The following is a 23,583-nucleotide window of genomic DNA, read 5'->3' as shown; positions in this document are numbered from 1 at the left end:
GCCGAGCCGCATCCGGCGCTGCGCCGATGCCACGCCACGCTGCCCTGGCCCCGCATGCTGGAGCTGGACCACGCGATCGGCTGCGTCGTGCTGGAGCGTGAGCACGAGGGCGAATCGGCCCTCTCCATCGCGCGCCTGCCCCGCTGCCACGCCATCCCCCTGCCCGAGCTGGCCCAGCGCCTGGCGCAGGCCAAATCCGCGCCCTCTGCCGAAGCGCGCAGCTTTCGCCAGTTCCGCCGATTCGCGCGTCTCCCCTGGCCGCTGCGGCGATTCCTTCTGCGCCTGGGAATCGCGACCGGCGGACCGGTGGTCCTCTATGGCGGCACCTTCGCCATCTCGGCTTTGGGCGAAAGAGGCGTGACCATCCTCGACAGCGTGAGCGTCCTGCCGATCTTCCTCTCCTACGGGCCGATCTCGCCCGAGGGCGAAGTGGACGTGACCCTCTCCTTCGACCACCGCGTCATGGATGGGGCGGACGGCGCGGACGCCCTGCGCGGGCTGGAAGAGGCACTCGAGGGTCCCGTCACGGACGAGCTCCTCGGCCTGGCATGAGCGACTTCATCCCGCCGCGCCCCGGCCTTGCCCAGGGCTATCCCGGCCCCGGGCGCATCCTGCACGCCACCGTGCGCGACCTGCTGAGCCTCTTCCCCGAGTCGGGCTTCAACCGGCACCTCATGCCCTTCCGGACCCTGACGCGGCGCGTCCTGGTCGTGAACGAGCCCGAGCTGCTGCGTCAGGTCTTCATCACCCGCCACGCCAATTACGAGGCCAAGAGCCAGCATTTCCAGCACGCCCTCGCCCCGCTGATCGGCGACAGCATGTTCCTCAACAGCGGCGCGACCTGGTCCGGCCGGCGCGAGGTGATGACGCGCATGCTGCACCCCTCGCGCACCGCCGGCTTCCACCCGATCTTCGTCCGTGGCGCCGAGGAACTGGCCGCCCGCTGGTCGGGCGAGGTCGACGTGGCCCAGGGCCTCGCCACGGCCACCGCGCTCGCCGTCATGCGCGCCCTGCTGGGGCCCGACGAGCCCTGGGAAGCCGCCGAGCGGCTCGCCGTCAGCTTCGGTGCCTATGAAAGCTCGGTCTTCGCGGTGGACTTCGCCCATGCGCTCGGCCTGCCGAAGCGATGGAGCGGCTGGCAGCGCGCCAGCGCCCACCGGGCGGCGCGCGAGGTGCGGGACCTCTGCGCGGGGCGCATCGCCGCCTCCGGCGCCGCGCCCGGGGGCCTCTTCGCCGAGATGCGGGCCGCCCGTGGCCCGGAGGGCGCGCCCCTGCTCGATGCGGAACAGCTCGTCAGCGAGGTCGCCTTCCTGCTGCTGGCCGGCAGCGAGACCGGCGCCAATGTCCTCACCTGGCTGCTCTACCTCGTCGCGAAACACCCGCCGACCCTGACCCGGCTGCGCGAGGAATACGCGCGCGTGCTCGGCGGCCGCGCGCCCGAGGTCGCGGATCTGCCGGCGCTGGTCTTCACCAAGGCGGTGATCCAGGAGGGCATGCGGCTCTTCCCCCCGGTGCCCTATCTGTCGCGCCAGGCGGCCGCGCCGGACCGGATCGCCCATATCCCCGTGGCGAAGGGCGACACCGTGCTGGCCGTCACCTGGCTGCTGCACCGCCAGGCGCAGCTCTGGGACGCCCCCCACGCCTTCCGCCCCGAGCGCTTCCTGCCCGACGCACCGCGCAAGCTGCCGCGCTTCGGCTACCTGCCCTTCAGCTTCGGCCCGCGGGTCTGCGTCGGCGCCTCCTTCGCCATGGCGGAGATGATGGTGTTTCTCGCTGTCCTGCTGCAGCGGCTGGACGTCACGGCCGATCCATCGATGATCCCCGTGCCCGGCGCGCGACTCACCTTGCGTCCGCAGACGGGCATGCGTCTCACCGTCGCGCCGCGTTCGTGAGAGAGTATCAGGACCGCCTACCATCTGGAGAGTTGAGTTGAGCACGCACGAACCCGCCGACCTGATCCTCTCCGGCGGCAAGATCATCACCGCCGATGCGCGGTTCAGCATCGCCGAATCGGTCGCCATCCGCGCGGGCCGCTTCATCGCCGTCGGCGAGGCCGCGATGGTCGAGCGCCACCGCGCTCCGCACACCCAGTCCATCGCGCTGAACGGCCGCGCCGTGCTGCCCGGCCTGATCGACGGCCACGCGCATATGGACCGCGAGGGGCTGAAGTCGGTCTTTCCGTCCCTGGCCGGCTGCCGCTCGATCGCCGAGATCCAGGCCCGCATCGCCGAGCTGGCGCGCGACAAGGCGCCGGGCGAGTGGATCGTCACCATGCCCATCGGCGAGCCCCCCTTCTATTTCGACCTGCCGGACTCCCTCGCCGAGGGCCGCTGGCCCACGCGGCAGGAGCTGGACGACGCCGCCCCGAACAACCCCGTCTATATCCGCGCCATCTGGGGCTATTGGCGGCACAGCCAGCCGCTCGTCTCCATCGCCAATTCCCGCGCGCTGCGACTGGCCGGGGTGACGCGCGAGACGGCGCCGCCGCACCCCTCCGTCACCATCGAGAAGGACGCGGCCGGCGAGCCCAATGGCGTCTTCGTCGAGCGGGGCTTCGTGCCGCTGGTCGAGCTTTCCCTCTTCCACATGGCGCCTGGCTTCACCATCGCCCAGAGAATGGCCGCGCTGCCGCGCTCCACGGCCTATTACCATGCCTTCGGCACCACCTCGGTCTATGAGGCGCATGGCGTCTCCTCGGAGCTGCTGGCGGCCTATCGCCAGGTGCATGCGGCGGGGAAGCTGACCATGCGCTCGCACCTCGCCTTCAGCCCGGACTGGCGCGGCATGGAGGGCGTGCCGATGGAGCGGCTCATCGGCGGTTGGGCGCATCAGCTCGCCGGCGCGGGGCTGGGCGACGACATGCTGCGGCTGTCGGGCATCATCACCGAGATCGGCCGCACGCCGGACAACGCGATCCGCGCCCAGGCCGCGCCCTACACCGGCTGGGCCGGCTTCAATTACGACATGGGCCTGGAGCGCGAGCGCGCGAAGGAGATGCTGATCGCCTGCGCGCGGAACGGCATCCGCGCCATCGGCATCTGGCCGAACATGCTCGACCTCTTCGCCGAGGTGAACGAGGTGGCGCCGATCCGCGACCTGCGCTGGGTGCTGGGCCATATCGCGGTGCTGACGCGCGAGCAGGTGAGCCAGATCCGCGACCTCGGCCTCGTGGTGAGCACGCACACCAACCGCTACATCTACAAGGAAGGCCACCTGCTGCAGGAGCGGAACGGGCTGCCCGACGAGGACGCGATCTCGCCGCTACGCTGGCTGGAGGAGGCGGGCGTGACCACGGCGCTGGCGACGGACAACGTGCCCGTCTCGATGTTCTACCCGATGTGGCAGGCCGTCTCGCGGATGAGCATGGTCACGCAACAGATGGTGGGCGAGCGCCAGGCGATCAGCCGCGAAAGCGCGATCCGCGCGGCGACGAATGCGGGGGCGTATCTGACGATGGCGGAGAAGGATAAGGGCGCGATCGAGGTGGGGAAGCTGGCGGATCTGGCGGTACTGACGGCGGATCCGCTAACGGTGGAGCTGCCGGCGCTTAAGGATGTGGCGGCAAAGCTGACGATGGTGGGGGGGAAGGTGGTGCATGAGGGGCGGTCGGGAGCCTGACCGCTTTTTTCTGTTGCGAGGGACTCGCTCTGTCACATATCCCGGTTAAGGGTTCGCCTAGCCGCGCCGGGAGACGGTGAGTTCAATGAGCGATGGATCTGAGAACCCGATCCCGCACAACCATTTTGATCGTATAAAATCATGCGAACCAAAATTCGATTCGTTATCAATTCCAATGGCTCTCTTCGACAACTCCTTTCAGCGGAGGAACAAAAGGATGGGACATTATCTATTTATATAAGACACGCACAAGACTACGATCAAGATGGGATTGTCAAGAAAATTAAATCTCAGAAATACTCAATACACCCAAATCCCCAAAGTAATGAACCCAGCCGAACGATCAAACATACTCTATTATTTTCAGATGGCACCTATACGGATACATGTCAATTCAGATATGTAACTAATGGAAGATTCCTGGCGCATATTTACTCTCGCTGCGCACCGACTCTAAATCCTAATCATTATGACGTAAGATTAGGCGCAAAATCAGAAATTATAAGACACATTTTCGATGAAGACATCAGAGGCATGATGATGTTTCATCACATAATTGTTTCGGATCCAGGTATGTCCTTTAAATTCTTGCACAATTTGAGTCTTCAAATTACACATCAAGATTTTTCTAATTTTCGTCTCGGAATAATTTCCGGATTCTTTACCGTGCCTGCCTTCGAAAAGGGACATCTACTTCATAGCATGACGAGTGAAGCTCGCACCGACAAAAATGCGCCTTCGAAGCCTGTGGATTTTATTGATCTTTCTTCATTATCCCCTCAAATATTATCAGCTCATATCACAATTAATACGATTCATCTTCAAAATATAATGTGGCAGAGACTACAAGAGAAGTTTTCCAAGGAAAATTTCCCAGTCGATTTAGTTGAATCCTCAAAAAAGATGATTCAAATCATTCGGAGGAACCCGCTGCCGAAAACGGATTCGTAGGGAAGCGACGTAGCTCGACGCCGGACGGGGGCAGGCATCGAACCGACGTCTACCATCAAGGTAAATAGCCAACGACATCTGAACTCCAGATTGTCGTCTACATCCGGATCGCCCCTCCCGCGATCACCCGCCCACCCCAATAAACCACCGCCGCCTGCCCTGGCGCCGCGATCCCCGGCACATCCGGCGTCAGCACCAGCTCCGCGCCATCCCACTCCGCCATCATCCCCGCCGGCCGCTCGCGCCCGCGCAGCTTCGCGTGGCATCGGAAGGCACCGCGAGGCGGATCGATCAGCCAGTTCACATCCCCCACCCGGATGCGGGCCTGCGCCAGCGCCTCGCGATGCGCCACCACAACCCGCCGCCGCTTCGGGTCCAGCTGCGACACGAACAACGGCGCCTCGTCCTCGCGCCGCGAGATCCCGAGCCCGCGTCCCTGCCCCACCGTGTAGCGCGCCAGCCCGCGATGCGTGCCCAGCACGTTGCCGTCCGTGTCCACGATCTCGCCCGGCTCCAGCGCCTCGGGCCGGAATTTTCCGACCACATCGGCATAGGTCCCGGTCGGCACGAAGCAGATGTCCTGGCTGTCCGGCTTTTCCGCCACCGCCACGCCGAGCCGCACGGCCTCGGCCCGCACCTCCGCCTTGGTCGCGTAGCCGCCCAACGGGAAGAGCGTCTTCGCCAGCTGCGCCCGCGTGGTCTGCGCGAGGAAGTAGGACTGGTCGCGCACGGGATCGACGGCCTGGTGCAGCTCCGGCCCCTCGGGCCCGTCGAGGCGGCGCGCGTAATGGCCCGTCGCCAGCGCCTCGCAGCCGAGGTCGGCGGCCAGCTCCGTCAGATCGTGGAACTTCACCGTCTGGTTGCAGCGGATGCAGGGGATGGGCGTCTCGCCGCGCGCGTAGCTGTCGGCGAAATCCTGGATCACCGCCTCGCGGAACCGCTGCTCGCGGTCGAGCACGTAATGCGGAATGCCCAGGGATTCCGCCACGTTGCGCGCGTCATGGATGTCCTGCCCCGCGCAGCAGGCGCCCTTCTTCTGGATGGCCGCGCCGTGGTCGTAGAGCTGGAGCGTGGCGCCCACCACCTCATGCCCCTGCTCGTGCAGCAGCGCCGCGACGGCGGAGGAGTCGACGCCCCCCGACATGGCGACGAGGATTTTCACTTTGCCGCCCTCAAACGCCGGGCGCCCGCTCCGCGGGCTGGGCTTCGCCGCGAGACGGGCACTCCCGGCGTCACGGTTGAGTGGGCGGCGCCGGCCGCCGTGCGGCCGGTTGCCAGCGCGATACTAATCATGGGCAGGCGGGACAGCGTCCAGGCCCTGCTGCCAGAAGCGCTGCTCCAGCCGCGCGGCCATGGAGAAGTCGCGCAGCAGCGTCTCGAAGCGAGCCGCCCCGCCATGGCTCTCGCCCAGCGCGTCGATGCGGTCGGCCGCGGCCTCGGCGAGGGACTGGTAGTTGTCACTGCCATAGGTCTCGATCCAGGACTGGTAGGGGTTGCCCTCCACCTGGCGCTTCGGGTCGGCCAGGATGCGCCGGGCCACCTCGCCATAGCCCACGGTGCAGGGCACCAGCGCGATCTCGAGGTCCATGATGTCGCCGTGCAGGCCGCGATCCATCACCCAGCGCGTGTAGCTGACCGTCTCGATGGATTCAGGGATCTTCGTGACCTGCTCCTCGGAGAGGCCCCATTCCGCGCAATACTTCAGGTGCAGCAGCGTCTCGTCGAGAATGGCGAGCACGGCGGCCGCCTTGCCGCGCATGGCCGCGAGGCTCTCGCCCTTCACCACCGCGAGCGCCTTGGCGCGGGCAAAGTGAATCAGGAACAGGTAATCCTGGATCAGATAGGTCTGGAACGCCTTGAGCGGCAGCGTGCCATCCGACAGCCGCTGGACGAAGGGATGCCAGGTGTAGCCGCTCCAATCCGCGCCAGAGGAGGCGCGGAGCTTGCGAAACAGGCCGTTTACCGAGCCGAACTCTTCGATCCCGCGCACAATATCAACGCGCCGCGGACGGCAGCTTGACGACAAGGCCGTCCAGCTCGTCGGTGATGATGATCTGGCAGCCGAGGCGGCTCGTCTCCTGCAGGTCGAAGGCGAGGTCGAGCATGTCCTCCTCGTCCTCGGTCGGCTCGGAGAGCTGCTTGAACCAGTCGCCCTCGACGATGACATGGCAGGTCGCGCAGGCGAGGCTGCCTTCGCAGGCGCCCTCGATGTCCACGCCGTTGCGATGCGCGATCTCGAGCACGGACAGGCCCAGGGGGGCTTCCACTTCGCGACGGCTTCCGTCGCGCTCGATGAAGGTCATCTTGGGCATGGTTCTGGTCTACTCCGCGGCGTGGGATCGGGCGACGAGGCCGCGCCAAGCCGCCCCGATGAGGCGCGCAGCCTGCTCCGCCTCGGCGGGCGAGGTAAAGCGCCCCAGCCCCAGACGCAAGGTGGCGCGTGCCTCGGCCTCCGCAATCCCCATGGCGCCGAGCACGTAGGACGGCGCGATCTCGGCCGAGGAACAGGCCGAACCGGTGGAAAGGCAGAGCTCCGGCAGGGCCGCGAGCAGGGCCTGGGCCTCCACCCCGCCGGGGAAGGTGAGGTTGAGGTTGCCGGCGACGCGAGCCTCCATCGTGCCGTTCACGCGCAGGCCGGGAATGGCGGCGTTCAGCCCGTCCAGCAGGATCTGGCGCTGGCCGGCGATGCGGCCGGAATCCAGCAGGCCCTCGGCGGCGGCGATGCGCGCGGCCTCGCCGAAGCCGACGATGAGGGGGGCCGGGAGGGTGCCGCTGCGCAGCCCCCGCTCCTGCCCTCCACCGGAGAAGAGGGGGGCGAGGCGCACACGCGGCCGGCGGCGGACATAGAGCGCGCCGATGCCTTTGGGGCCGTAGATCTTGTGGGCGGTGACCGACATCAGGTCGGCCTGGATCTCGGCCACGTCGATGGGGATGCGGCCGGAGGCCTGGGCGGCGTCGGTGTGGAAGAGGGCGCCGGCCTCCTTCACCAAAGCGCCGATGGCGGCGAGGTCCTGGATGACGCCGGTCTCGTTGTTCACGGCCATGACGGAGACGAGGAGGGTCGGGGTCTCCAGGGCCTCGCGCAGCACGTCGAGGTCGAGGAGGCCGTCCGGCCGCACGGGGAGAATGACGGGTTCGAAGCCCTCGGAGCCCAGGTCGCGGACGGATTCGAGCACGCATTTATGCTCGGTCGCGAGGGTGATGATCCGCTTCGGGCCATCGGTGCCAGCAAAACGCGCCGCGCCCTTGATGGCGATGTTGTTGGATTCCGTGGCGCCGGAGGTAAAGACCACCTCGCGCGGATCGGCCCCGATCAGCTCGGCGACCTGCTCGCGCGCAGCTTCCACCGCCTCCTCCGCCGCGCGGCCGAGCGCGTGCTCGACGGAATGGGGGTTCGCGAAATTCTCCTCCCACCAGGGGCGCATGGCGGCGAGGACGCGCGGGTCCAGCGGCGTCGTCGCGTGGTGGTCGAGATAGATGGGGCGGTTCGGGCGCATGGCTGACTATGTGGCGGCTGTGGCGCGGCGTGACGAGAGGCGGGCATGCATGGCGGCATAGGCGGCGAGGAAACGCTCCGGCGCATCGTCAGGCGCGTTCCAGGGCAGCGAGATGCGGATGCCGCAGCCGGCATTCGCCCCAAAGCCCATCGCCTCCAGCACATGCGAGGCCGCGACCTTGCCGGAAGAGCAGGCTGAACCGGCCGAAACGCGGATGCCGGCCAGGTCCAGCGCGATCACCTGGGTCTCGGCGGCGATGCCCGGCAGGATGGCGAGGCTGGTATTGGGCAGGCGCGGCGCGGTGGCGCCGGCGATGACGACCTCGGGCGCGAGGCGGCGCAGCCCGGCCTCGATGGCATCGCGCAGGCCGGCGATGCGCTTGGCGTCGTAGCTCTCTTCCACGGCCGCGCCGAAGGCGGCGATGGCGGGCAGCGGCTCGGTCCCGCCGCGCCGTCCGCGCTCCTGCCCGCCGCCGGCGATCAGCGGCGTCAGGTGCAGGCCGGGCGAAAGAAGCAGCGCCCCCGCACCCGGTACGCCGCCGAGCTTGTGGGCGGAGATCGCGATGGTCGCGGCGCCGATCGCCTCGATTCCGATGCGGCCGGCGGACTGCACCGCATCCACATGCAGCAGTGCGCCGTGGGCGTGGCAGAGCGCGGACACCTCGGCCAGGGGGTGCAGCACGCCCGTCTCGTTATTGGCGGCCATCAGGCAGACCAATGCGGGCGGTCCCTCGGTCAGCAGGGTCGCCAGGATGTCCAGATCCACCGTCCCGTCGGAACGAACGGGGATCTCCTTGGCCTCCGGCGCGGCCGCGCGGACGGCCGGATGCTCGGTGGCGCCCACCAGCGTCCAGCGGCCGCGCATCAGGCCCTGGATCGCCAGGGCATTGGCCTCCGTGCCGCCGGAAGTCAGGACGACATCGCCGGGCGCGGTGCCGAAGCGCCGGGCGATGGCGCCGCGCGCCTGCTCGAGGATCCGCCGCGCGGCCCGCCCGCCGCCATGGATCGACGAGGGATTCCCGCCCACCTCCATTGCCGCGATCAGCGCGTCGCGCGCGGCGGGGCGAAGGGCTTCGGTGGCGTTGGCATCGAAATCGAGTGCGGTCATGCCCCAGATGTCGCGATGCGATACCGGAAGGTCAATTCACGGGTTTCACGGAGTATTAAAGTTTTTAAGACATCGTTCCGGACCTGGTCTCTGAGAGACTCGACCAAAGCCTTTGGATTCACATTTGCCTGGAGCGCCATGCATTTACCCGGACCCAGCCATGCGGCGCTCGGCATGAATCCATTATGAAATTCAAGCGCGGGTTGAGTATGATGACGACGTCGCGCACGGGGAACCGAGCGTGGCTCTCGAAGCGATTGTTTTCCGGTCCGAACTTGAGATTTCGGGGCGGTGTCGCCAGCTCTCCGCTGTCCCGGTGGGTCGTTTCTGCGGAATGGAAGTCTGGAGGCAGTCAGGTGGCGCGTCAATGGCGTGCTCCTGCGATCCATTGGTTCGGGAAAAGCCACGCGGGCCGCCCTGCCCCGATCCTTCCGTCAGGTAAGGATTCGATGTTGCGGGGCAGCGTCAGATGCGGAGCGACCGCCAATTTGGCTGCATGAGGTCCACCGGGCTCCCCCGGCTGGCTTCGTGTCGCCCAACCGATGAAACGGACAAAGGACACCGATGCCTGAAGTCATGTTTGCCGGCCCCGACGGCCGCCTCGAAGGCCGTTACCATCATGCCAAGCGGCCGAACGCCCCCGTGGCGCTCCTGCTGCATCCGCACCCGCTGCATGGCGGGACGATGAACAACCGCGTGGTGCACAGCCTCTACGGGAAGTTCCAGGAAATGGGCTTCTCGGTGCTGCGCTTCAATTTCCGCGGCGTGGGCAAGAGCCAGGGCCGGTACGACGGTGGCATCGGCGAGATCAGCGACGCCGCGGCGGCGCTCGACTTCCTGCAGGCAATCAACCCCAATGCCTCCATGCTCTGGGCCGCCGGCTATTCCTTCGGCTCCTATGTCGGCATGCAGCTGCTGATGCGACGCCCCGAGATGGGCGGCTTCATCTCCATCTCCGCGCCGGCCAGCCATTACGACTTCGGCTTCCTCGCCCCCTGCCCCTGCTCGGGCATGATCCTGCATGGCGAGGATGACGAGCTGGTGCCGCTGAACAGCGTCCAGAAGCTGGTGGACAAGCTGAACACCCAGAAGAACGTCGCCATCGACTTCCGCACGATCCCCCAGGCCGGGCACGTCTTCACGCCGAGCCAGGTCGAGACGATCAGCGAGATGGCCGAGGACCACGTTCTCTCCATTCTCAACCGCAGCCGGATGGCCCTCGCCGCCGACTGAGGCTTCTTCAGGCCACTGATCAGCCGGCCGCGGCACCCAGGAACTGGGTCCGCGGCCGGCTTTTTTTGTGCTCCCGCCGCAGCTGTGGGACGCTGGCGGCCAAGGGGGACGCCCGGCTCACCCCCTCTGGGAGAAGATCCATGTTCGCCTGCGCCCCGGAAACCGCCACCCCGGCCGGACATGCCGGCTGCCTCTGCCACCGCCCCGAAATCCGCGCGCTGACACGCCGGCTCGGCCGGGAGATGTCGCGCCGCGGCTTCGTGGCCGCCTCGCTGGCCAGCGTTGCCGCGCCGGCACTCGCGCAGCCCGCCGCCCCACGGCCGCTCCTCCTCACGAATTTCCGCCTCTTCGACGGCACCTCGCCGGCCCTGCGCGACGGGCTGCGCGTGCTGGTCCAAGGGGGCCGCATCGCCGCCCTCACCCCAGGCAACCCAGCCCCGCCGGAGGGCGCGCAGGTCATCGACTGCGGCGGCCGCACGCTCATGCCCGGCCTGATCGACGCGCATTGGCACAGCCTCTTCGCCGGCATCCCGCTGCCCGTGCTGCTGACCGCCGATGCCGGTTATATCCAGCTCACCGCCGCCGCCGAGGCCAAGCGCACCCTGCTGCGCGGCTTCACCACGGTGCGCGACGCCGGCGGCCCGTCCTTCGCGCTGAAGCAGGCGATCGACGAGGGGCTGGTGCCCGGCCCGCGCATCTACCCCTCCGGCGCCATGATCACCTCGACCGGCGGCCATGGCGACTTCCGCCCCGTCGGCGACTTCCCCAGCCCCGGCGGCGGTCGCAGCGCCACGGAGCGGACCGGCGGCAGCGGCATCGCGGACGGCCCCGACGAGATGCGCCGCCGCGTGCGCGAGCAGCTCCTGCAGGGCGCGTCCCAGATCAAGCTGACGACCACCGGCGGCGTCTCCACCCCGCGCAGCCCGCTCGACGCCCTCACCCTCACCGAGGGAGAGATCCGCGCCGCGGTGGACGCCGCCTCGGACTGGGGCAGCTATGTGATGGTCCACGCCTACACCTCGGCCGGCGTCGCCCGCGCCGTCGAGGCGGGTGTCCGCTGCATCGAGCACGGCCATCTCATGGACGAGGCGACGGCCGCGCGCCTGGCCGAGAAGGGCATCTGGCTGAGCACCCAGCCCTTCGGCCAGGGCGATTTCGCCCCCGAAGCCGCCCCGACCACGCAGGGCGAGCGCGACCAAAGGGAGGTTTATGCCGGCACCGATCGGATCTACACCCTCGCCCGGCGCCACGGCGTGAAGACCGCCTTCGGCTCGGACCTGCTCTTCTCGGCCGCGCTGGCGACCCGGCAGGGCCTGATGCTCAGCCACCTGACGCGCTGGTACAGCCCGGCCGAGGCGCTGCGCATGGCCACGGCGACCAATGGCGAGCTGATGGCGATGTCCGGCCCCCGCAATCCCTATGACGGCAAGCTCGGCATGGTGGAGGCCGGGGCCTTCGCGGACCTGCTGCTGGTGGAGGGCAATCCGCTGGACAACCTCGCCCTCCTCGCGGAGCCGGAGCGCAACCTGCGGCTCATCATGAAGGACGGCCAGATCCACAAGAACACGCTGGCCGCTTAGGCCGGGCCGCGCTTTTTCTTCGTCACGGAACCGTTATATCCTCCGTGGCGGAGGAACATCCATGATCGCTCGTCGCACCTTGCTCGCCGCCCCGACTCTGCTGGCCGCGCCCGCCCTCGCGCAGGGCGGTTGGCGCCCGGACAAGTCGCTCACCATGATCGTCGCCTTCGCGCCGGGCGGCGGCACGGATGCCGCGGCCCGCACCATCGCGCGCTACATGGAGAAGGACCTCGGCCAGACGGTCGTGGTGCTCAACCGCCCCGGCGCCGGCGGCGAGATCGGCTTCACCGAACTGGCCCGCGCCCGGCCGGACGGGCTGACCATCGGCTTCATCAACACGCCCCATATCGTCACTCTGCCGATCGAGCGGCGCACGCGCTTCCGGCTGGAGGACTTCTCCCTCATCGGCAATATCGTGGACGATCCGGGCGGCCTCTGGGTCCGCGGCGATTCCGAGATCCGCGACTTCGCCGGGCTGATCGCCGCCGCCCGCGCCCAGCCGGGGGCCATCGGCTACGGCACCACCGGCGTCGGCTCGGACGACCACCTGGCCATGCTGGCGCTGGAGCGCACCTCGGGCGCCAGCTTCCTGCACGTGCCCTTCGGCGGCAGCGCCCAGGTGAAGCAGAACCTGCTCTCCCGTTCCATTCCGCTCGCCGTGATGAACGTCGCCGAGGGGGTGAACGAGTCGCGCCAGGGCGTGCTGCGCCCGCTCGCGCAGATGGGCGCGACGCGCTGGGCCCCGCTCGGCGACGTGCCCACGCTCAAGGAGCTCGGCTTCGATGTGATGGAGGGCTCCATGCGCGGCATGGCCGCCCCCGCCGGCCTGCCGCCGGAAATCCTGGCGCGGCTGTCCCTGGCCATCCGCCGGACCGTGGACGATCCGGAGTTCAAGGCCAGCGCCGAACAGCAGAATCTGCCGCTGCGCTTCCTCGATCCGGCGGAATACCTCGCCGAACTGCGCGGCTTGCAGCGGAACTACCAGTCCCTCTGGGACCAGCATCCCTGGCGGGAGTGACGCCCCTCGCCCCGGCAGGTCAGCCGGGGCGTCCGGTCGCGCTCAGGACGGGGGCGGATCGCAGGGCTTGGTGTCCATCGGGCCGGGGATCGACAGTTCGAGGATCTCGACATCGTCCGAGGTCGCGAATTCGTTGTGCTTCATGCCGCCTGGGATGAGCACGGCGTCGCCCGGCCCGAAGCGATGGCGGACGTCGTTGTCGAAGCCGAGTTCCACCCAGCCGCGCAGGACATAGACGAACTGCGCGTCGCAGACGTGATAGTGCCAGCCGGTGGGCTCCGTCATGCCGGTGATCGCCGTCATCACCTGGGCGCGCAGCCGGCCCTGGGTGGCATCGGCGATGCCGAGGTCGCGATACTTGAAGAAGGGACGCCGGCCGGGGACGTAGGACGTGTTGTCCTGGGTCGCCATCACGAATTTGACGGGCTCGGCCTCGGATTTCGGCGGGGCCATCGTGGTCTGACTGCTCATCATGTCCTCCTTGTTTTGAAAGGGTCGCCGCGGCGGGGTCAGGTGCGGACCAGCCGGCATCCGCCTTCGGCCAATGGGCGGAACGCCTGATCCCCCGGCAGCGTTTGCAGCACCTTGTAGTAGTCCCAGGGGCCGCGGGATTCCGCCGGCGTCTTGATCTCGAAGAGATAGGCGGGATGCAGCTTGCGGCCATCCTCGCGCAGGCTCCCCGCGCCGAAGCAGTCGTCCTCCGTCGGCATGGCCTTCATTCGCGCGACGGCCTCCGCGCCCGAGGCGCGGGTGCGCGCGACGCCAAGGTCGCGCGCCGCCTTGAGGTAATGGAGCGCCGCCGAATAGCAGCCCGCATGGATCATCGTCGGCGCGCCGAGCCGCGAGGCCGCGCGGAAGCGTTCGCTGAAGGCGCGCGTCCGATCGTTGAGGTCCCAGTAGAAGGTCTCGGCGCAGATGAGGCCCTGGGCGGCGGGCAGCCCCAGCGCATGGACCTCGGTGATGAACATCATCAGCGAGCACATGCGCGTGCCGCGCTGCGCGAGGCCGAATTCCGCGGCCTGCTTCACCAGGTTGATGAGGTCGCTGCCCCCGGCCGCGAGGCCCACCACCTTCGCCCGGCTCGCCTGGGCGCGCAGCAGGAAGGACGAGAAATCCGTCGTCCCCGGAAAGGGAAAGCGCGACGAACCCAGGACCCGGCCGCCCGCCGACTGCACGAAGCGCGAGGTCTCAGCCTCCAGCGAGTGGCCGAAGGCGTAGTCCACCGTGATGAAAAACCAGCTGTCGCCGCCCGTGCGCACCGTCGCCGCGCCGGTCGTATTGGCCAGCATGTAGGTGTCGTAGGTCCATTGCGCGGTGTTGGGCGAGCAGCGCGCGCCGGTCAGCTCGGCCGTGCCGGCGCTGGACGCGAGGAAGACTTTGTTCTTCTCCTGCGCGATGGTCGAGACGGCCAGGCCGGCCGCGCTGCCGGGGACGTCGATGATCGCATCCACGCCGTCGCGGTCAAACCATTGCCGGGCGATATTGGTCGCGACGTCGGGGCGGTTCTGGTGGTCGGCCGTGACGACCTCGACGCGCAGGTCCGCGCCGGCGATTTCCTGCACCGCCATGCGCACGGCGGCGACCGATCCGGGGCCGCTGAGATCCTGATAGGGGCCGGCCATGTCGCTCATGACGCCGAGGCGAAGCGGCGCGCCCGCCGGCTGCGCCCGCGCGCCCATGGCCCAGGAGACGGGGCCCATCGCGGCACCGGCCGCGAGCCAATTCCGGCGCGTTGTCGCCATTCTTCGTTCCCCCCGATGTCCGGGCCTTCCGATGCTCTGACGGCGTCGGTGGGGGCCTGGCTGGTCGGGGAAGACTATCGCGCGGCCGGCGGCAGGGACAAGTGCGACGGCCGGGCGCGTAATGTCGCGGGAGGGCGGGAGAGCCGGGGCTCCCCCGCCGCTCGTTTACTCGGCGGCCTGGAGCTGCATCTCTTCCGCATAGGCCTCGAGCGGCGCGCAGGTGCAGATCAGGTTGCGGTCGCCATAGACGTTGTCCACGCGCTTCACCGGCGGCCAGTACTTATGGGCCTTCACGTAAGGCAGCGGGAAGGCCGCCTCCTCGCGGGTGTAGGGGTGCGTCCACTCGCTCGCCATCACCTCGGCCGAGGTGTGCGGCGCGTTCTTCAGCGGGTTGTCGGCGCGGTCCATGCGGCCCTGCTCCACCGCGCGGATTTCCCCGCGGATGGCGATCATGGCGTCGCAGAAACGGTCGAGCTCGGACTTCGTCTCGCTCTCCGTCGGCTCCACCATGAGCGTGCCGGTCACCGGCCAGCTCATGGTCGGCGCGTGGAAGCCGTAGTCCTGCAGGCGCTTGGCGATGTCCTCGACCATCACGCCGCCGCCCTGCTGGAAGCCGCGGCAGTCCAGGATGCACTCATGCGCCACCATGCCCTGCCCGCCCCGGTAGAGGATCGGGAAGTGATCGCGCAGCCGCATCGCCATGTAGTTGGCGTTGAGGATGGCGATCTGCGTGGCGCGGGTGAGACCCTCGCCGCCCATCATGCGGATATAGGCGTAGCTGATGGGCAGGATCGCCGCCGAGCCGAAGGGCGCGGCGGAGACGGGGCCGAAGCCCGTCGCCGGACCGGCCTCGGCCACCAGCGGGTGGTTCGGCAGATGCGGGGCGAGATGCGCCGCCACGCCGATCGGCCCCACGCCGGGGCCGCCGCCGCCATGCGGGATGCAGAAGGTCTTGTGCAGGTTCAGGTGACAGACGTCGGCGCCGATCGTCGCCGGCGAGGTCAACCCCACCTGCGCGTTCATATTGGCGCCGTCCATATAGACCTGCCCGCCCTGCGCGTGGATGAGCGCACAGATCTCGCGGATCTTCTCCTCGAAGACGCCGTGGGTGGAGGGGTAGGTGATCATCAGCGCGGAGAGGTTCGCGCCGTGCTGCTCCACCTTGGTCCGCAGGTCGGCGAGGTCCACGCTGCCGTCGCGATCGCTCGCCACCACCACGACCTTCATGCCCGCCATCGCCGCACTCGCGGGATTGGTCCCGTGCGCGCTGGAGGGGATGAGGCAGATGTTGCGGTGATGATCGCCGCGCGCCGCATGGTAGGAGCGGATCGCGAGCAGGCCCGCATATTCGCCCTGGCTGCCGGCATTGGGCTGCAGCGAGACGGCCGCGAAGCCGGTGACGCCGCAGAGCCACGCCTCCAGCTGGCGGATCATCGCGAGATAGCCCTGCGCCTGGTCGATCGGCGCGAAGGGATGGATGTCCGCGAAGCCCGGGAAGGTGATCGGGATCATCTCCGCCGTCGCGTTCAGCTTCATGGTGCAGGAGCCGAGCGGGATCATCGAGCGGTTGAGCGCGACGTCCTTGTCCTCCAGCCGCTTCATGTAGCGCAGCATGGCGTGCTCGGCGTGGTGCGACTGGAACACCTCCGCTTCCAGGAAGGGCGTCGTGCGGACCAGCGCCACGGGCTCGCCGCCGGCCGGGGCCAGCGTGGCGAGATCGCCGCCATGGAAGAGCGCAACCAGCGCGGTGAGATCGGCGCGGTTGACGGTCTCGTCCAGCGCGATGGCGACGGCATTGTCGTCCACGCGGCGCAGGTTGAAGCCGGCGTCCAGCGCCGCCTTCATGATCGCGCCGGTCTTGCCGCCCGTCTCGATGCAGATGGTGTCGAAGAAGGCCGCGTGGCGCAGCTTGAAGCCGCCCTCTTCGGCGGCCCCGGCGACGAGGCGCGCCTGCAGCGCGACGCGGCGCGCGATCTTCTTCAGCCCCTCCGGCCCGTGCCAGACGGCATACATGCCCGCCATCACGGCCAGCAGCACCTGGGCGGTGCAGATGTTCGACGTCGCCTTCTCGCGGCGGATGTGCTGCTCGCGCGTCTGCAGCGCGAGGCGCATGGCGGGCGCGCCGGCCGTGTCGACCGAGACGCCGACGAGGCGGCCCGGCATCAGGCGCTTCAGCCCGTCCTTCACCGCCATATAGCCGGCATGCGGGCCGCCATAGCCCAGCGGCACGCCGAAGCGCTGCGAGGAGCCGACGACGATGTCGGCGCCCATCTCGCCCGGCGGCTTGACCAGGGTCAGCGCCAGCAGGTCGGCGGCGACGATGGCGATCGCGCCGGCCGCCTGGGCCGCGGCGATCTCGGGCGCGATGTCGCGCAGCTCGCCGGTCGTGCCGGGATATTGCGTCAGCACCGCGAAGGGCTTTTCGGCAGCGATGGTCGCGGCGAGCGCGGCGGGCGCGGCCAGCACGACCTTGATGCCCACGGGCTCGGCGCGCACCTGCACCACCGCGATGGTCTGCGGATGGCAATCCGTCGCGACGACGAGCGTGTCGCCCTTATTGCGCTGCGAGGAATGCGCGAGCGTCACGGCCTCGGCGGCCGCCGTGCCCTCGTCGAGCAGCGAGGCGCCGGCCATGGGCAGGCCCGTCAGCTCGCCGATCATGGTCTGGAAGTTCACCAGGGCCTCGAGGCGGCCCTGCGCGATCTCGGCCTGGTAGGGCGTGTACGCCGTGTACCAGCCCGGATTCTCCAGGATGTTGCGCAGGATCACCGGCGGCGTGTGCGTGCCGTGATAGCCCATGCCCAGCAGGCTGCGCTTGCGGATGTTGCGCTCGGCCAGCGCACGCAGCTCGGCCAGGGCGCCGGCCTCGTTCACCGGCTGCGGCAGGCCGTCCAGCGTCATGCCGCGAATGTCGGCGGGGATGGTCCGCGCCGTCATCTGCTCCAGGTCGTCGCAGCCCACGGTCTTCAGCATGGAGGCCACCTCGGCCTCGGTCGGGCCGATGTGACGGCGGATGAATTCGCCCTGATCCTCGAGGGCGGCGAGTTCCTGGAGCGCGCTCATCCGAGCGTGTCCACGAAAGCCGCGTAGCCGTCGGCGTCCATCAGGTCGTCCGGCAGCTCGCCGTCGAGCTCGATGCGGAAGAACCAGCCCTCGCCGGTCGGCTCCACGTTGATCTTCGCGGGGTCATCCACGAGGGCGGAGTTCACCTCGACGATCTTGCCGGCGATCGGCGCATAGACGTCGGAGGCGGCCTTCACGCTCTCCACCACGGCGATGGCCTCGCCGGCGGTGACGACGCGGCCCATCTCGGGCAGGTCCACGAAGACCACGTCGCCCAGCGCGTTCTGCGCGTGGTCGGTGATGCCGATGGTGGCGATACCGCCCTCCATCCGGATCCATTCGTGGTCCTTGGAGAATTTCATCTCGGACATGGCGGGGCTCCTAGCGGGCGTAGCGATGGGGTTGGAAAGGCATGGGCGCGACGCGGCCGGGCAGCGGCTTGTCACGCACGATGAGGTCGAGGGCGGTGCCATCGGCGGCCGCCTCGCGGGTGACGTAGCCCATGGCGACGGGCGCGCCGACCGAGGGGCCGAAGCCGCCCGAGGTGATCTCGCCGACCGCCACGCCGTCCTTCTGGATGACGGTGTGGCCGCGCGCGGGCTGGCGGCCCTCGGGCCGGATGCCGACGCGCAGGCGCTTCACGCCGTTGTCGAGATGGCCGCGCACGACATCGGCGCCGACGAAGTTCCACTCGGTGCGGCGGCGCTTGCCCATGGACCAGGTGAGCGCGGCCTCGACCGGGCTCGTCGTCTCGTCCAGGTCGTTGCCGTAGAGGCAGAGCCCCGCTTCGAGGCGCAGGCTGTCGCGCGCGCCGAGGCCCGTGGGCATGACGCCGGGCATGGCGAGCAGCGCGCGGGCGAGCTTCTCGGCCTGGTCGGCGGGCACGGAGATTTCGAGGCCGTCCTCACCCGTATAGCCGCTGCGGCTGGCGAGGACCTTGATGCCGGCGATCTCGATCTCGCCGATGCCCATGAAGGTCAGGCTCGTCGGGAGGAGCGTCGCGACGGCAGGGCCCTGGAGGGCGATCAGCGCGCGGTCGGGCAGCGGCTTCAGCTTCACGCCGGCGGGCAGCACGCTCTCGATCAGCGGCAGGTCGATGTGCTTGCGGCTGGCGTTGACCACCAGGAACAGCCGGTCACCGAGATTGGCGACCATGAAGTCGTCCACGATGCCGCCGGCCTCGTTCAGCAGCAGCCCGTAGCGCTGGCGGCCGGGCTTGAGCGCCTGGACATCGGCGGGGGTGAGCTTCTCCAGCGCGGCGGCGGCGCCCTCGCCGATCAGTTCGGCCTGGCCCATGTGGCTGACGTCGAAGAGGCCGGCCTGGGCGCGGCAGTGCAAGTGCTCGGCCATGATGCCGGCGGGGTATTGCACGGGCATGCTGAAGCCCGCGAAGGGGACCATGCGGCCGCCCAATTCCCGGTGCAGGGATGCCAGAGGTGTTTCGAGCAGAACTTCGGAATCGGTCACGCATCCCCCTGCCGCTTCGCGCGGCGGTTGAGTTTGTGACCCCCCTCTGTCCATGGAACCTGAGAGATTCAGAAGCCGGTGAAGACCTCCTTACTCCGTCGGCGTCGCCTGCCCCTTTCGGAGGACGAACTTTCCAGAGCGCCCAATCCCACGCGGCCCTTTTGCCTGAGCGTTTCCGGGGGCCGGTTGCGCCTTCGGCGACCCGATCCGAGGATCGGGTTCTCTCCCGCGCGGGATGCACAGGCAGGCGCCTACATGCCCCCCGATCGGGCCGGAGGCAAGGCGATTCCAGGACGAATCCTCAGGCTCGCCCCAAGCATGCCCAGGAATTGAGCAGGGGCGGAGCTTGAGGGCGCGACAGGCGCGACAATCCTCCCCTGTCGCCTGCCGTCCGCCCCCCTGCATGCTTTCGCGACGACCGAGGGGAAACCACCATGATGCGCCGTCTTCTGCTGCTGTCCCTGCTGCTGCCCCTGGCGCTGCTCGGATGGACCGGCGCGGCCGGCGCGCAATCCCTCCCCAATTGCCCCCCGACGGTGGACGGCGCCTCGCTGGGCCGCGCCGAGATGAGCTGCCGCTGCCCGGCCGAGGCGCTCAGCCAGGACGGCAGCGTCTGGGGCACCGACACCTACACCGCCGACAGCGCCGTCTGCCTCGCGGCCCGGCATGCGGGCGCGGTGACGGCCAAGGGCGGCGATGTGCGCCTGCGGATCACCGCCGGGCTGCCGGGCTATCGCGGCAGCGCGCGCAACGGCGTCGAGACGCGCGACTACGGCAGCTACCCCCAGAGCATCGCCTTCGCCCAGGACTCCTCCGCCGCTACGGAAGTGGGCCGCTGCCCCAACACCATGGCGAGCTATGCCGGCTCCTCCGAGGTGCTGAGCTGCGCCTGCCCCTCCGGCGGCGTCGGCTCGGTCTGGGGCAGCGACACCTATACGGCCGATAGCGACGTCTGCCGCGCCGCGCTGCATGCGGGGGTGGCCGGGCGCTCGGGCGGGACGGTGCGGATCCGCATGCTGCCGGGCGAGGCGCGCTATGCCGGCAGCACGCGCAACGGGCTCACCACCTCCAATTACGGCCCCTATGCCGCCAGCTATCGCTTCGAGGGCGAGACGGTGACCGGCGCCCAGGGCGCGGCCCCCGCCGGCAGCGGGGCCTGCCCCGACAATATGAGCGCCTATGACGGCTCGGCCGAGGTGTTGCGCTGCGCCTGCTCGCCCCAGGCGATGGCCGCCGGCGGCACGGTCTGGGGCAGCGACGCCTATACCGCCGACAGCGCGACCTGCCGCGCCGCGCTGCATGCCGGCGCGCTGCGCGGCCCAGGCGGCCAGGTCTCGATCCGCATGCTGGGCGGGCTGCCGCGCTATGTCGGCACCACGCGCAACGGCGTGCAGAGCCAGAACTACCAGAACTACGGCGCGAGCTTCCGCTTCGAGGGGATGGAGGCCAGCGGCCCCCAGCTCTGCCCCGACAATATGAGCGCCTTTGCCGGCACGACCGAGACGCTGCGCTGCATCTGCACGGGCGAGGCGGTGCTGCGGACCTCCGCCGTCTGGGGCACCAACGCCTATACCGCCGACAGCGGCACCTGCCGCGCGGCGCGGCATGCGGGGGTGGTGCCGGTGACGGGCGGGCTCGTGGAGCTCAAGATGCAGCCGGGCGACCCGCGCTATCCCGGCAGCACGTCCAACGGCGTGACGACGATCAATTACGGCGAGTACCCCGCGGGCTTCCGCTTCCTGGGCGGCCAGAACGTCGCCGTGGGCGCGCCGATGCAGGCCCCGGTCGCGGCGGCGCTGCGGCAGCAGGGCCGCGTCTCGCTCTACATCACCTTCCGCACGAATTCCGCCGACCTGGACATCTCGGCCGCACCGGTGCTGACCCAGGTGCGCGAGGCGATGGCCGCCGATCCGGCAATGCGGCTGCGGCTGGTCGGCCACACCGACAACCAGGGCGGGGCCAATATCAACGTGCCGCTCTCGCAGCGCCGCGCGGCCTCGGTCCAGGCCTGGCTCGTGCAGAACGGCGTGCCGGCCGCGCGGCTGGCCGCGGACGGACGCGGCCAGAACGAGCCCATCGCCGACAACGCCTCCGAGGCCGGCCGCTCGCTGAATCGGCGCGTGGAGGCGGTGCGGGTGGATTAGACCGCGTGTCCTACGGCTTGAGGATCATCAGCGTGGAGGAGGCATAGGCGTAGAGCGTCTTGCCGCCATCGCCCGTCAGCCGCGCCTCGGAGATCGCGATGCGCCCGCCACGGCTGACCACCTTGCCCTCGCAGCTCACGAGCCCGCTCTTCACCGTCAGCGCCTTGGCGTAGTTCACCTTCAGCTCCAGCGTCGTGTGGCCGTGGCCCGCCTCCAGCGTCGTGCGCACGCAGTTCCACAGCGCCGCATCCAGGATCGTCGCCGCATAGCCGCCATGGGCGATGCCGATGCTGTTGTAGTGCTGCTCGCCGACCACGCCTTCCATGACGGCGAGGCCGGGCTCGGCGCGCACCAGGCGGATGCCCATCAGCGCGAAGATCGGGCTGCGCGTCGCGCCCTCGGCGATCTGCGCCTGCATGGCATCCAGGCCGTTCATCCCGGCGAAGGGCGAGGGCCCTTCCGGAACATCCCAGGTGACGGTGTGGCTGCGGGTCTGCATGGAGTCGCCTTCTCTGCGTGGAGGCGCATCAAAGGCCGGCGCAGGCCCACCGCCAACACCCGCCGCGTCGGGGCTCAGTACCCGACGGTGAAGCGACGCCGGGAATGGGCCGGGCGCTCCAGCTCGTCGACGAGGGCGACAGCGTAGTCCTCGAAGGAAATGCTGCTGCCGGCCGGGCTGGCGAGAAGCTGGTCCGTCCCCAGGCGGAATTGCCCCGTCCGCTCGCCGGCGACGAAGAGCGCCGAGGGGGAGAGGAAGGTCCAGTCCAGCGCGCGCTCGTCACGCAGCAGATCGAGGAAGGCGCCGCCCGCCGCGGCTTCGGCCTTGTACTGTGCGGGGAACTCCGGCGTGTCGATGAGCTTCACCCCCGGCGCCACCTCCAGGCTGCCGGCGCCTCCCACCACCAGGTAGCGCGTCACGCCCGAGGCCCGCACCGCCTCGATCAGCTTGCGCGGATCGCTGGCCGTGAAATGGACCGCGCTGATCACCGCGTCATGGCCGGCCAGCAGCGCGGCGAGGCCGGCCTGGTCGAAGACGTCGCCGGCCTTGGCGGTGACGCCGGGCTGGGCCGGCACCTTCCCCGCGTTCCGGGCGATGGCGGTGACGGTGTGGCCGCGGCGGGTCAGTTCGGCGAGGAGGCGCGAGCCGGCGTTTCCGGTGGCGCCGATGAGGGCGATGTTCATGATCGTCATCCTATTGGTTTCCAATAGGTACCAGGTGGCCTAATGTCCCATCGAGGGGAAGAAGGCACTTTCTTCTCACCTGGTCACCTCGGAGAAACCGCCTTGCGCCCCTGGAACCCCTATGCCGCCGGTTGCCCGACACGCCTCGTGCTCGACCGCGTGGCCGACAAGTGGGCGGTGCTGGTGCTTGGCCTGCTGACGGGCGGGCCGGTGCGCTTCAACCGCCTGCGCCGCGAGATCGAGGGGCTGTCGCAGAAGATGCTTTCCCAGACGCTCAAGAGCCTGGAGCGCGACGGGCTGGTGAGCCGCCAGGCCTTTCCGACCGTGCCCGTGACGGTGGAATATTCCATCACGCCGCTGGGGCAGACGCTGACGGCGACGGTGGATGCGCTGCGCGTCTGGGGCGAGCGGCATATGGACGAGGTGCTGGCGGCGCAGCGGCGCTACGACGCGGGGGCCGAACCCCCGCGGGCCCTGGCGAGCAGCCCCGCCATATAGCCGGCCTTGGCCCCGGTATAGGCCTCGCGGTCCTCGCGGTGCCGCACGGCCAGCTCGCGCTTGAGCGCGGCGTAGCGCGCGGCCTCCTGCGGATCGTCGCGGAGGATGTCGCGGATGAGCAGCAGGTCCCACATCTCGGGCGAGGGCTCGATCATATGGACGTGATGCGACCGCCGCGCCGCGGCCGGCGGCAGGCCCTTCACGAAGAAGAGCCGGTGGCGGCGCGGATTCTCGGCCCAGAAGGCGTAGCCCAGCGCCTCCATCGGCCCCACGGCCTGCTCGCGCGCCTCCTCGATGGAGGTGACGGCCACGAGAATGTCGATCACCGGCTTGGCCAATAGGCCGGGCACCGCCGTGCTGCCGAAATGCTCCATCCGCAGCACGAGCCCCTCGGGCAGCGCCGCGAGAAGGCGCTCGGCCTCCGCGTCGTAGCGGGCCGGCCAGCTGGGGTCATAGGACAGGAGCTCGACCTCATCCATCGGC

General features: G+C 69.1%; 22 protein-coding genes and 2 riboswitches. Of the genes, 9 read left to right on the top strand and 13 right to left on the bottom strand.

Annotated features, from left to right (window positions below):
• From ACO057_RS22100 to ACO057_RS22085, 4 genes are all read left to right on the top strand, one after another.
• Nucleotides 1–552 (top strand): 2-oxo acid dehydrogenase subunit E2 (locus ACO057_RS22100; protein ID WP_421995540.1); only part of this gene is annotated, 552 nt, incomplete at its 5' end.
• A complete protein-coding gene (locus ACO057_RS22095; RefSeq protein WP_421995538.1) occupies nt 549–1,892 on the top strand; it encodes a cytochrome P450 in 1,344 nt (447 codons plus the stop codon). The genes ACO057_RS22100 and ACO057_RS22095, both read left to right, overlap by 4 nt.
• A 37-nt stretch (nt 1,893–1,929) precedes the next feature.
• Entirely contained in the window at nt 1,930–3,618 is a 1,689-nt protein-coding gene (locus tag ACO057_RS22090) for an amidohydrolase (protein ID WP_421995536.1), read from the top strand.
• Between the two features lie 141 nt (nt 3,619–3,759).
• Nucleotides 3,760–4,569 (top strand): hypothetical protein, encoded by an 810-nt coding sequence (locus ACO057_RS22085; RefSeq protein ID WP_421995534.1) that lies wholly within the window; start codon nt 3,760–3,762, stop codon nt 4,567–4,569.
• 97 nt (nt 4,570–4,666) lie between these two features.
• Here ACO057_RS22085 and mnmA read toward each other — a convergent pair whose 3' ends face one another.
• The 5 genes from mnmA to ACO057_RS22060 form a co-directional block, all read right to left on the bottom strand.
• Nucleotides 4,667–5,731, bottom strand: coding sequence for a tRNA 2-thiouridine(34) synthase MnmA (gene mnmA / locus ACO057_RS22080; RefSeq protein ID WP_421995532.1), 1,065 nt, complete (start codon nt 5,729–5,731; stop codon nt 4,667–4,669).
• 123 nt (nt 5,732–5,854) lie between these two features.
• Complete coding sequence (tenA, locus tag ACO057_RS22075; protein WP_421995530.1) at nt 5,855–6,559, bottom strand: thiaminase II; 705 nt, start codon at nt 6,557–6,559, stop codon at nt 5,855–5,857.
• A 4-nt stretch (nt 6,560–6,563) separates the two neighbouring features.
• The gene (locus ACO057_RS22070) at nt 6,564–6,881 is read right to left on the bottom strand and encodes a ferredoxin family 2Fe-2S iron-sulfur cluster binding protein (RefSeq protein ID WP_421995528.1); all 318 of its coding nucleotides are present in this window, start codon (nt 6,879–6,881) and stop codon (nt 6,564–6,566) included.
• 9 nt (nt 6,882–6,890) lie between these two features.
• A complete protein-coding gene (locus ACO057_RS22065) occupies nt 6,891–8,066 on the bottom strand; it encodes a cysteine desulfurase family protein (RefSeq protein WP_421995526.1) in 1,176 nt (391 codons plus the stop codon).
• A 6-nt stretch (nt 8,067–8,072) separates the two neighbouring features.
• Nucleotides 8,073–9,173, bottom strand: a complete 1,101-nt coding sequence (locus tag ACO057_RS22060; RefSeq protein WP_421995524.1) for a cysteine desulfurase family protein — start codon at nt 9,171–9,173, stop codon at nt 8,073–8,075.
• Nucleotides 9,174–9,737: 564 nt separating this feature from the next.
• Here ACO057_RS22060 and ACO057_RS22055 point away from each other — a divergent pair.
• The 3 genes from ACO057_RS22055 (at nt 9,738) to ACO057_RS22045 (ending at nt 13,004) form a co-directional block, all read left to right on the top strand.
• Complete coding sequence (locus ACO057_RS22055) at nt 9,738–10,406, top strand: alpha/beta hydrolase (protein WP_421995522.1); 669 nt, start codon at nt 9,738–9,740, stop codon at nt 10,404–10,406.
• A gap of 140 nt (nt 10,407–10,546) precedes the next feature.
• A complete protein-coding gene (locus ACO057_RS22050; protein WP_421995520.1) occupies nt 10,547–11,986 on the top strand; it encodes an amidohydrolase family protein in 1,440 nt (479 codons plus the stop codon).
• A 61-nt stretch (nt 11,987–12,047) separates the two neighbouring features.
• A complete protein-coding gene (locus ACO057_RS22045) occupies nt 12,048–13,004 on the top strand; it encodes a tripartite tricarboxylate transporter substrate binding protein (protein WP_421995518.1) in 957 nt (318 codons plus the stop codon).
• Between the two features lie 42 nt (nt 13,005–13,046).
• On the opposite strand, the gene ACO057_RS22040 is transcribed toward ACO057_RS22045, so the two are convergent.
• From ACO057_RS22040 to gcvT, 5 genes are all read right to left on the bottom strand, one after another.
• Nucleotides 13,047–13,475: a cupin domain-containing protein gene (locus tag ACO057_RS22040; protein WP_421995516.1), complete on the bottom strand. Its 429-nt coding sequence runs from the start codon at nt 13,473–13,475 to the stop codon at nt 13,047–13,049.
• A 38-nt stretch (nt 13,476–13,513) separates the two neighbouring features.
• Nucleotides 13,514–14,746 (bottom strand): ABC transporter substrate-binding protein, encoded by a 1,233-nt coding sequence (locus ACO057_RS22035; RefSeq protein ID WP_421995514.1) that lies wholly within the window; start codon nt 14,744–14,746, stop codon nt 13,514–13,516.
• A gap of 165 nt (nt 14,747–14,911) precedes the next feature.
• Entirely contained in the window at nt 14,912–17,809 is a 2,898-nt protein-coding gene (gene gcvP, locus ACO057_RS22030) for an aminomethyl-transferring glycine dehydrogenase (RefSeq protein WP_421995512.1), read from the bottom strand.
• Nucleotides 17,806–18,180: a glycine cleavage system protein GcvH gene (gcvH, locus tag ACO057_RS22025; protein WP_421995510.1), complete on the bottom strand. Its 375-nt coding sequence runs from the start codon at nt 18,178–18,180 to the stop codon at nt 17,806–17,808. Before gcvH ends, gcvP begins: the two co-directional genes overlap by 4 nt.
• Before the next feature lie 10 nt (nt 18,181–18,190).
• Nucleotides 18,191–19,330, bottom strand: a complete 1,140-nt coding sequence (gene gcvT / locus ACO057_RS22020) for a glycine cleavage system aminomethyltransferase GcvT (protein WP_421995508.1) — start codon at nt 19,328–19,330, stop codon at nt 18,191–18,193.
• Nucleotides 19,313–19,419: riboswitch (glycine riboswitch) on the bottom strand. It overlaps the preceding gene by 18 nt.
• Nucleotides 19,420–19,515: riboswitch (glycine riboswitch) on the bottom strand.
• Between the two features lie 195 nt (nt 19,516–19,710).
• On the opposite strand from gcvT, the gene ACO057_RS22015 reads away from it, so the two are divergent.
• Nucleotides 19,711–21,420, top strand: a complete 1,710-nt coding sequence (locus ACO057_RS22015; RefSeq protein WP_421995506.1) for an LCCL domain-containing protein — start codon at nt 19,711–19,713, stop codon at nt 21,418–21,420.
• 10 nt (nt 21,421–21,430) lie between these two features.
• Here the strand turns inward: ACO057_RS22015 and ACO057_RS22010 are convergent, their stop codons facing one another.
• Together ACO057_RS22010 and ACO057_RS22005 are read right to left on the bottom strand one after the other, a co-directional pair.
• Nucleotides 21,431–21,919 (bottom strand): PaaI family thioesterase, encoded by a 489-nt coding sequence (locus tag ACO057_RS22010; RefSeq protein WP_421995504.1) that lies wholly within the window; start codon nt 21,917–21,919, stop codon nt 21,431–21,433.
• A 74-nt stretch (nt 21,920–21,993) separates the two neighbouring features.
• Entirely contained in the window at nt 21,994–22,602 is a 609-nt protein-coding gene (locus tag ACO057_RS22005; RefSeq protein WP_421995502.1) for an NAD(P)-dependent oxidoreductase, read from the bottom strand.
• A gap of 102 nt (nt 22,603–22,704) precedes the next feature.
• On the opposite strand from ACO057_RS22005, the gene ACO057_RS22000 reads away from it, so the two are divergent.
• Nucleotides 22,705–23,100, top strand: coding sequence for a winged helix-turn-helix transcriptional regulator (locus ACO057_RS22000; RefSeq protein ID WP_421995500.1), 396 nt, complete (start codon nt 22,705–22,707; stop codon nt 23,098–23,100).
• Here ACO057_RS22000 and ACO057_RS21995 read toward each other — a convergent pair.
• Nucleotides 23,046–23,579 carry a GrpB family protein gene (locus ACO057_RS21995; RefSeq protein ID WP_421995498.1) on the bottom strand — a complete coding sequence of 178 codons (534 nt, stop codon included), beginning with the start codon at nt 23,577–23,579 and terminating at the stop codon, nt 23,046–23,048. The two genes, ACO057_RS22000 and ACO057_RS21995, sit on opposite strands and share 55 nt — an antisense overlap.
• Between the last annotated feature and the right edge of the window lie 4 nt (nt 23,580–23,583).

The organism is Roseococcus sp. (assembly GCF_965227005.1).
GTDB lineage: Bacteria > Pseudomonadota > Alphaproteobacteria > Acetobacterales > Acetobacteraceae > Roseococcus.
The sequence above is the reverse complement of the archived record's forward strand: the minus strand, read 5'-3'. Positions and strand labels throughout refer to the sequence as shown.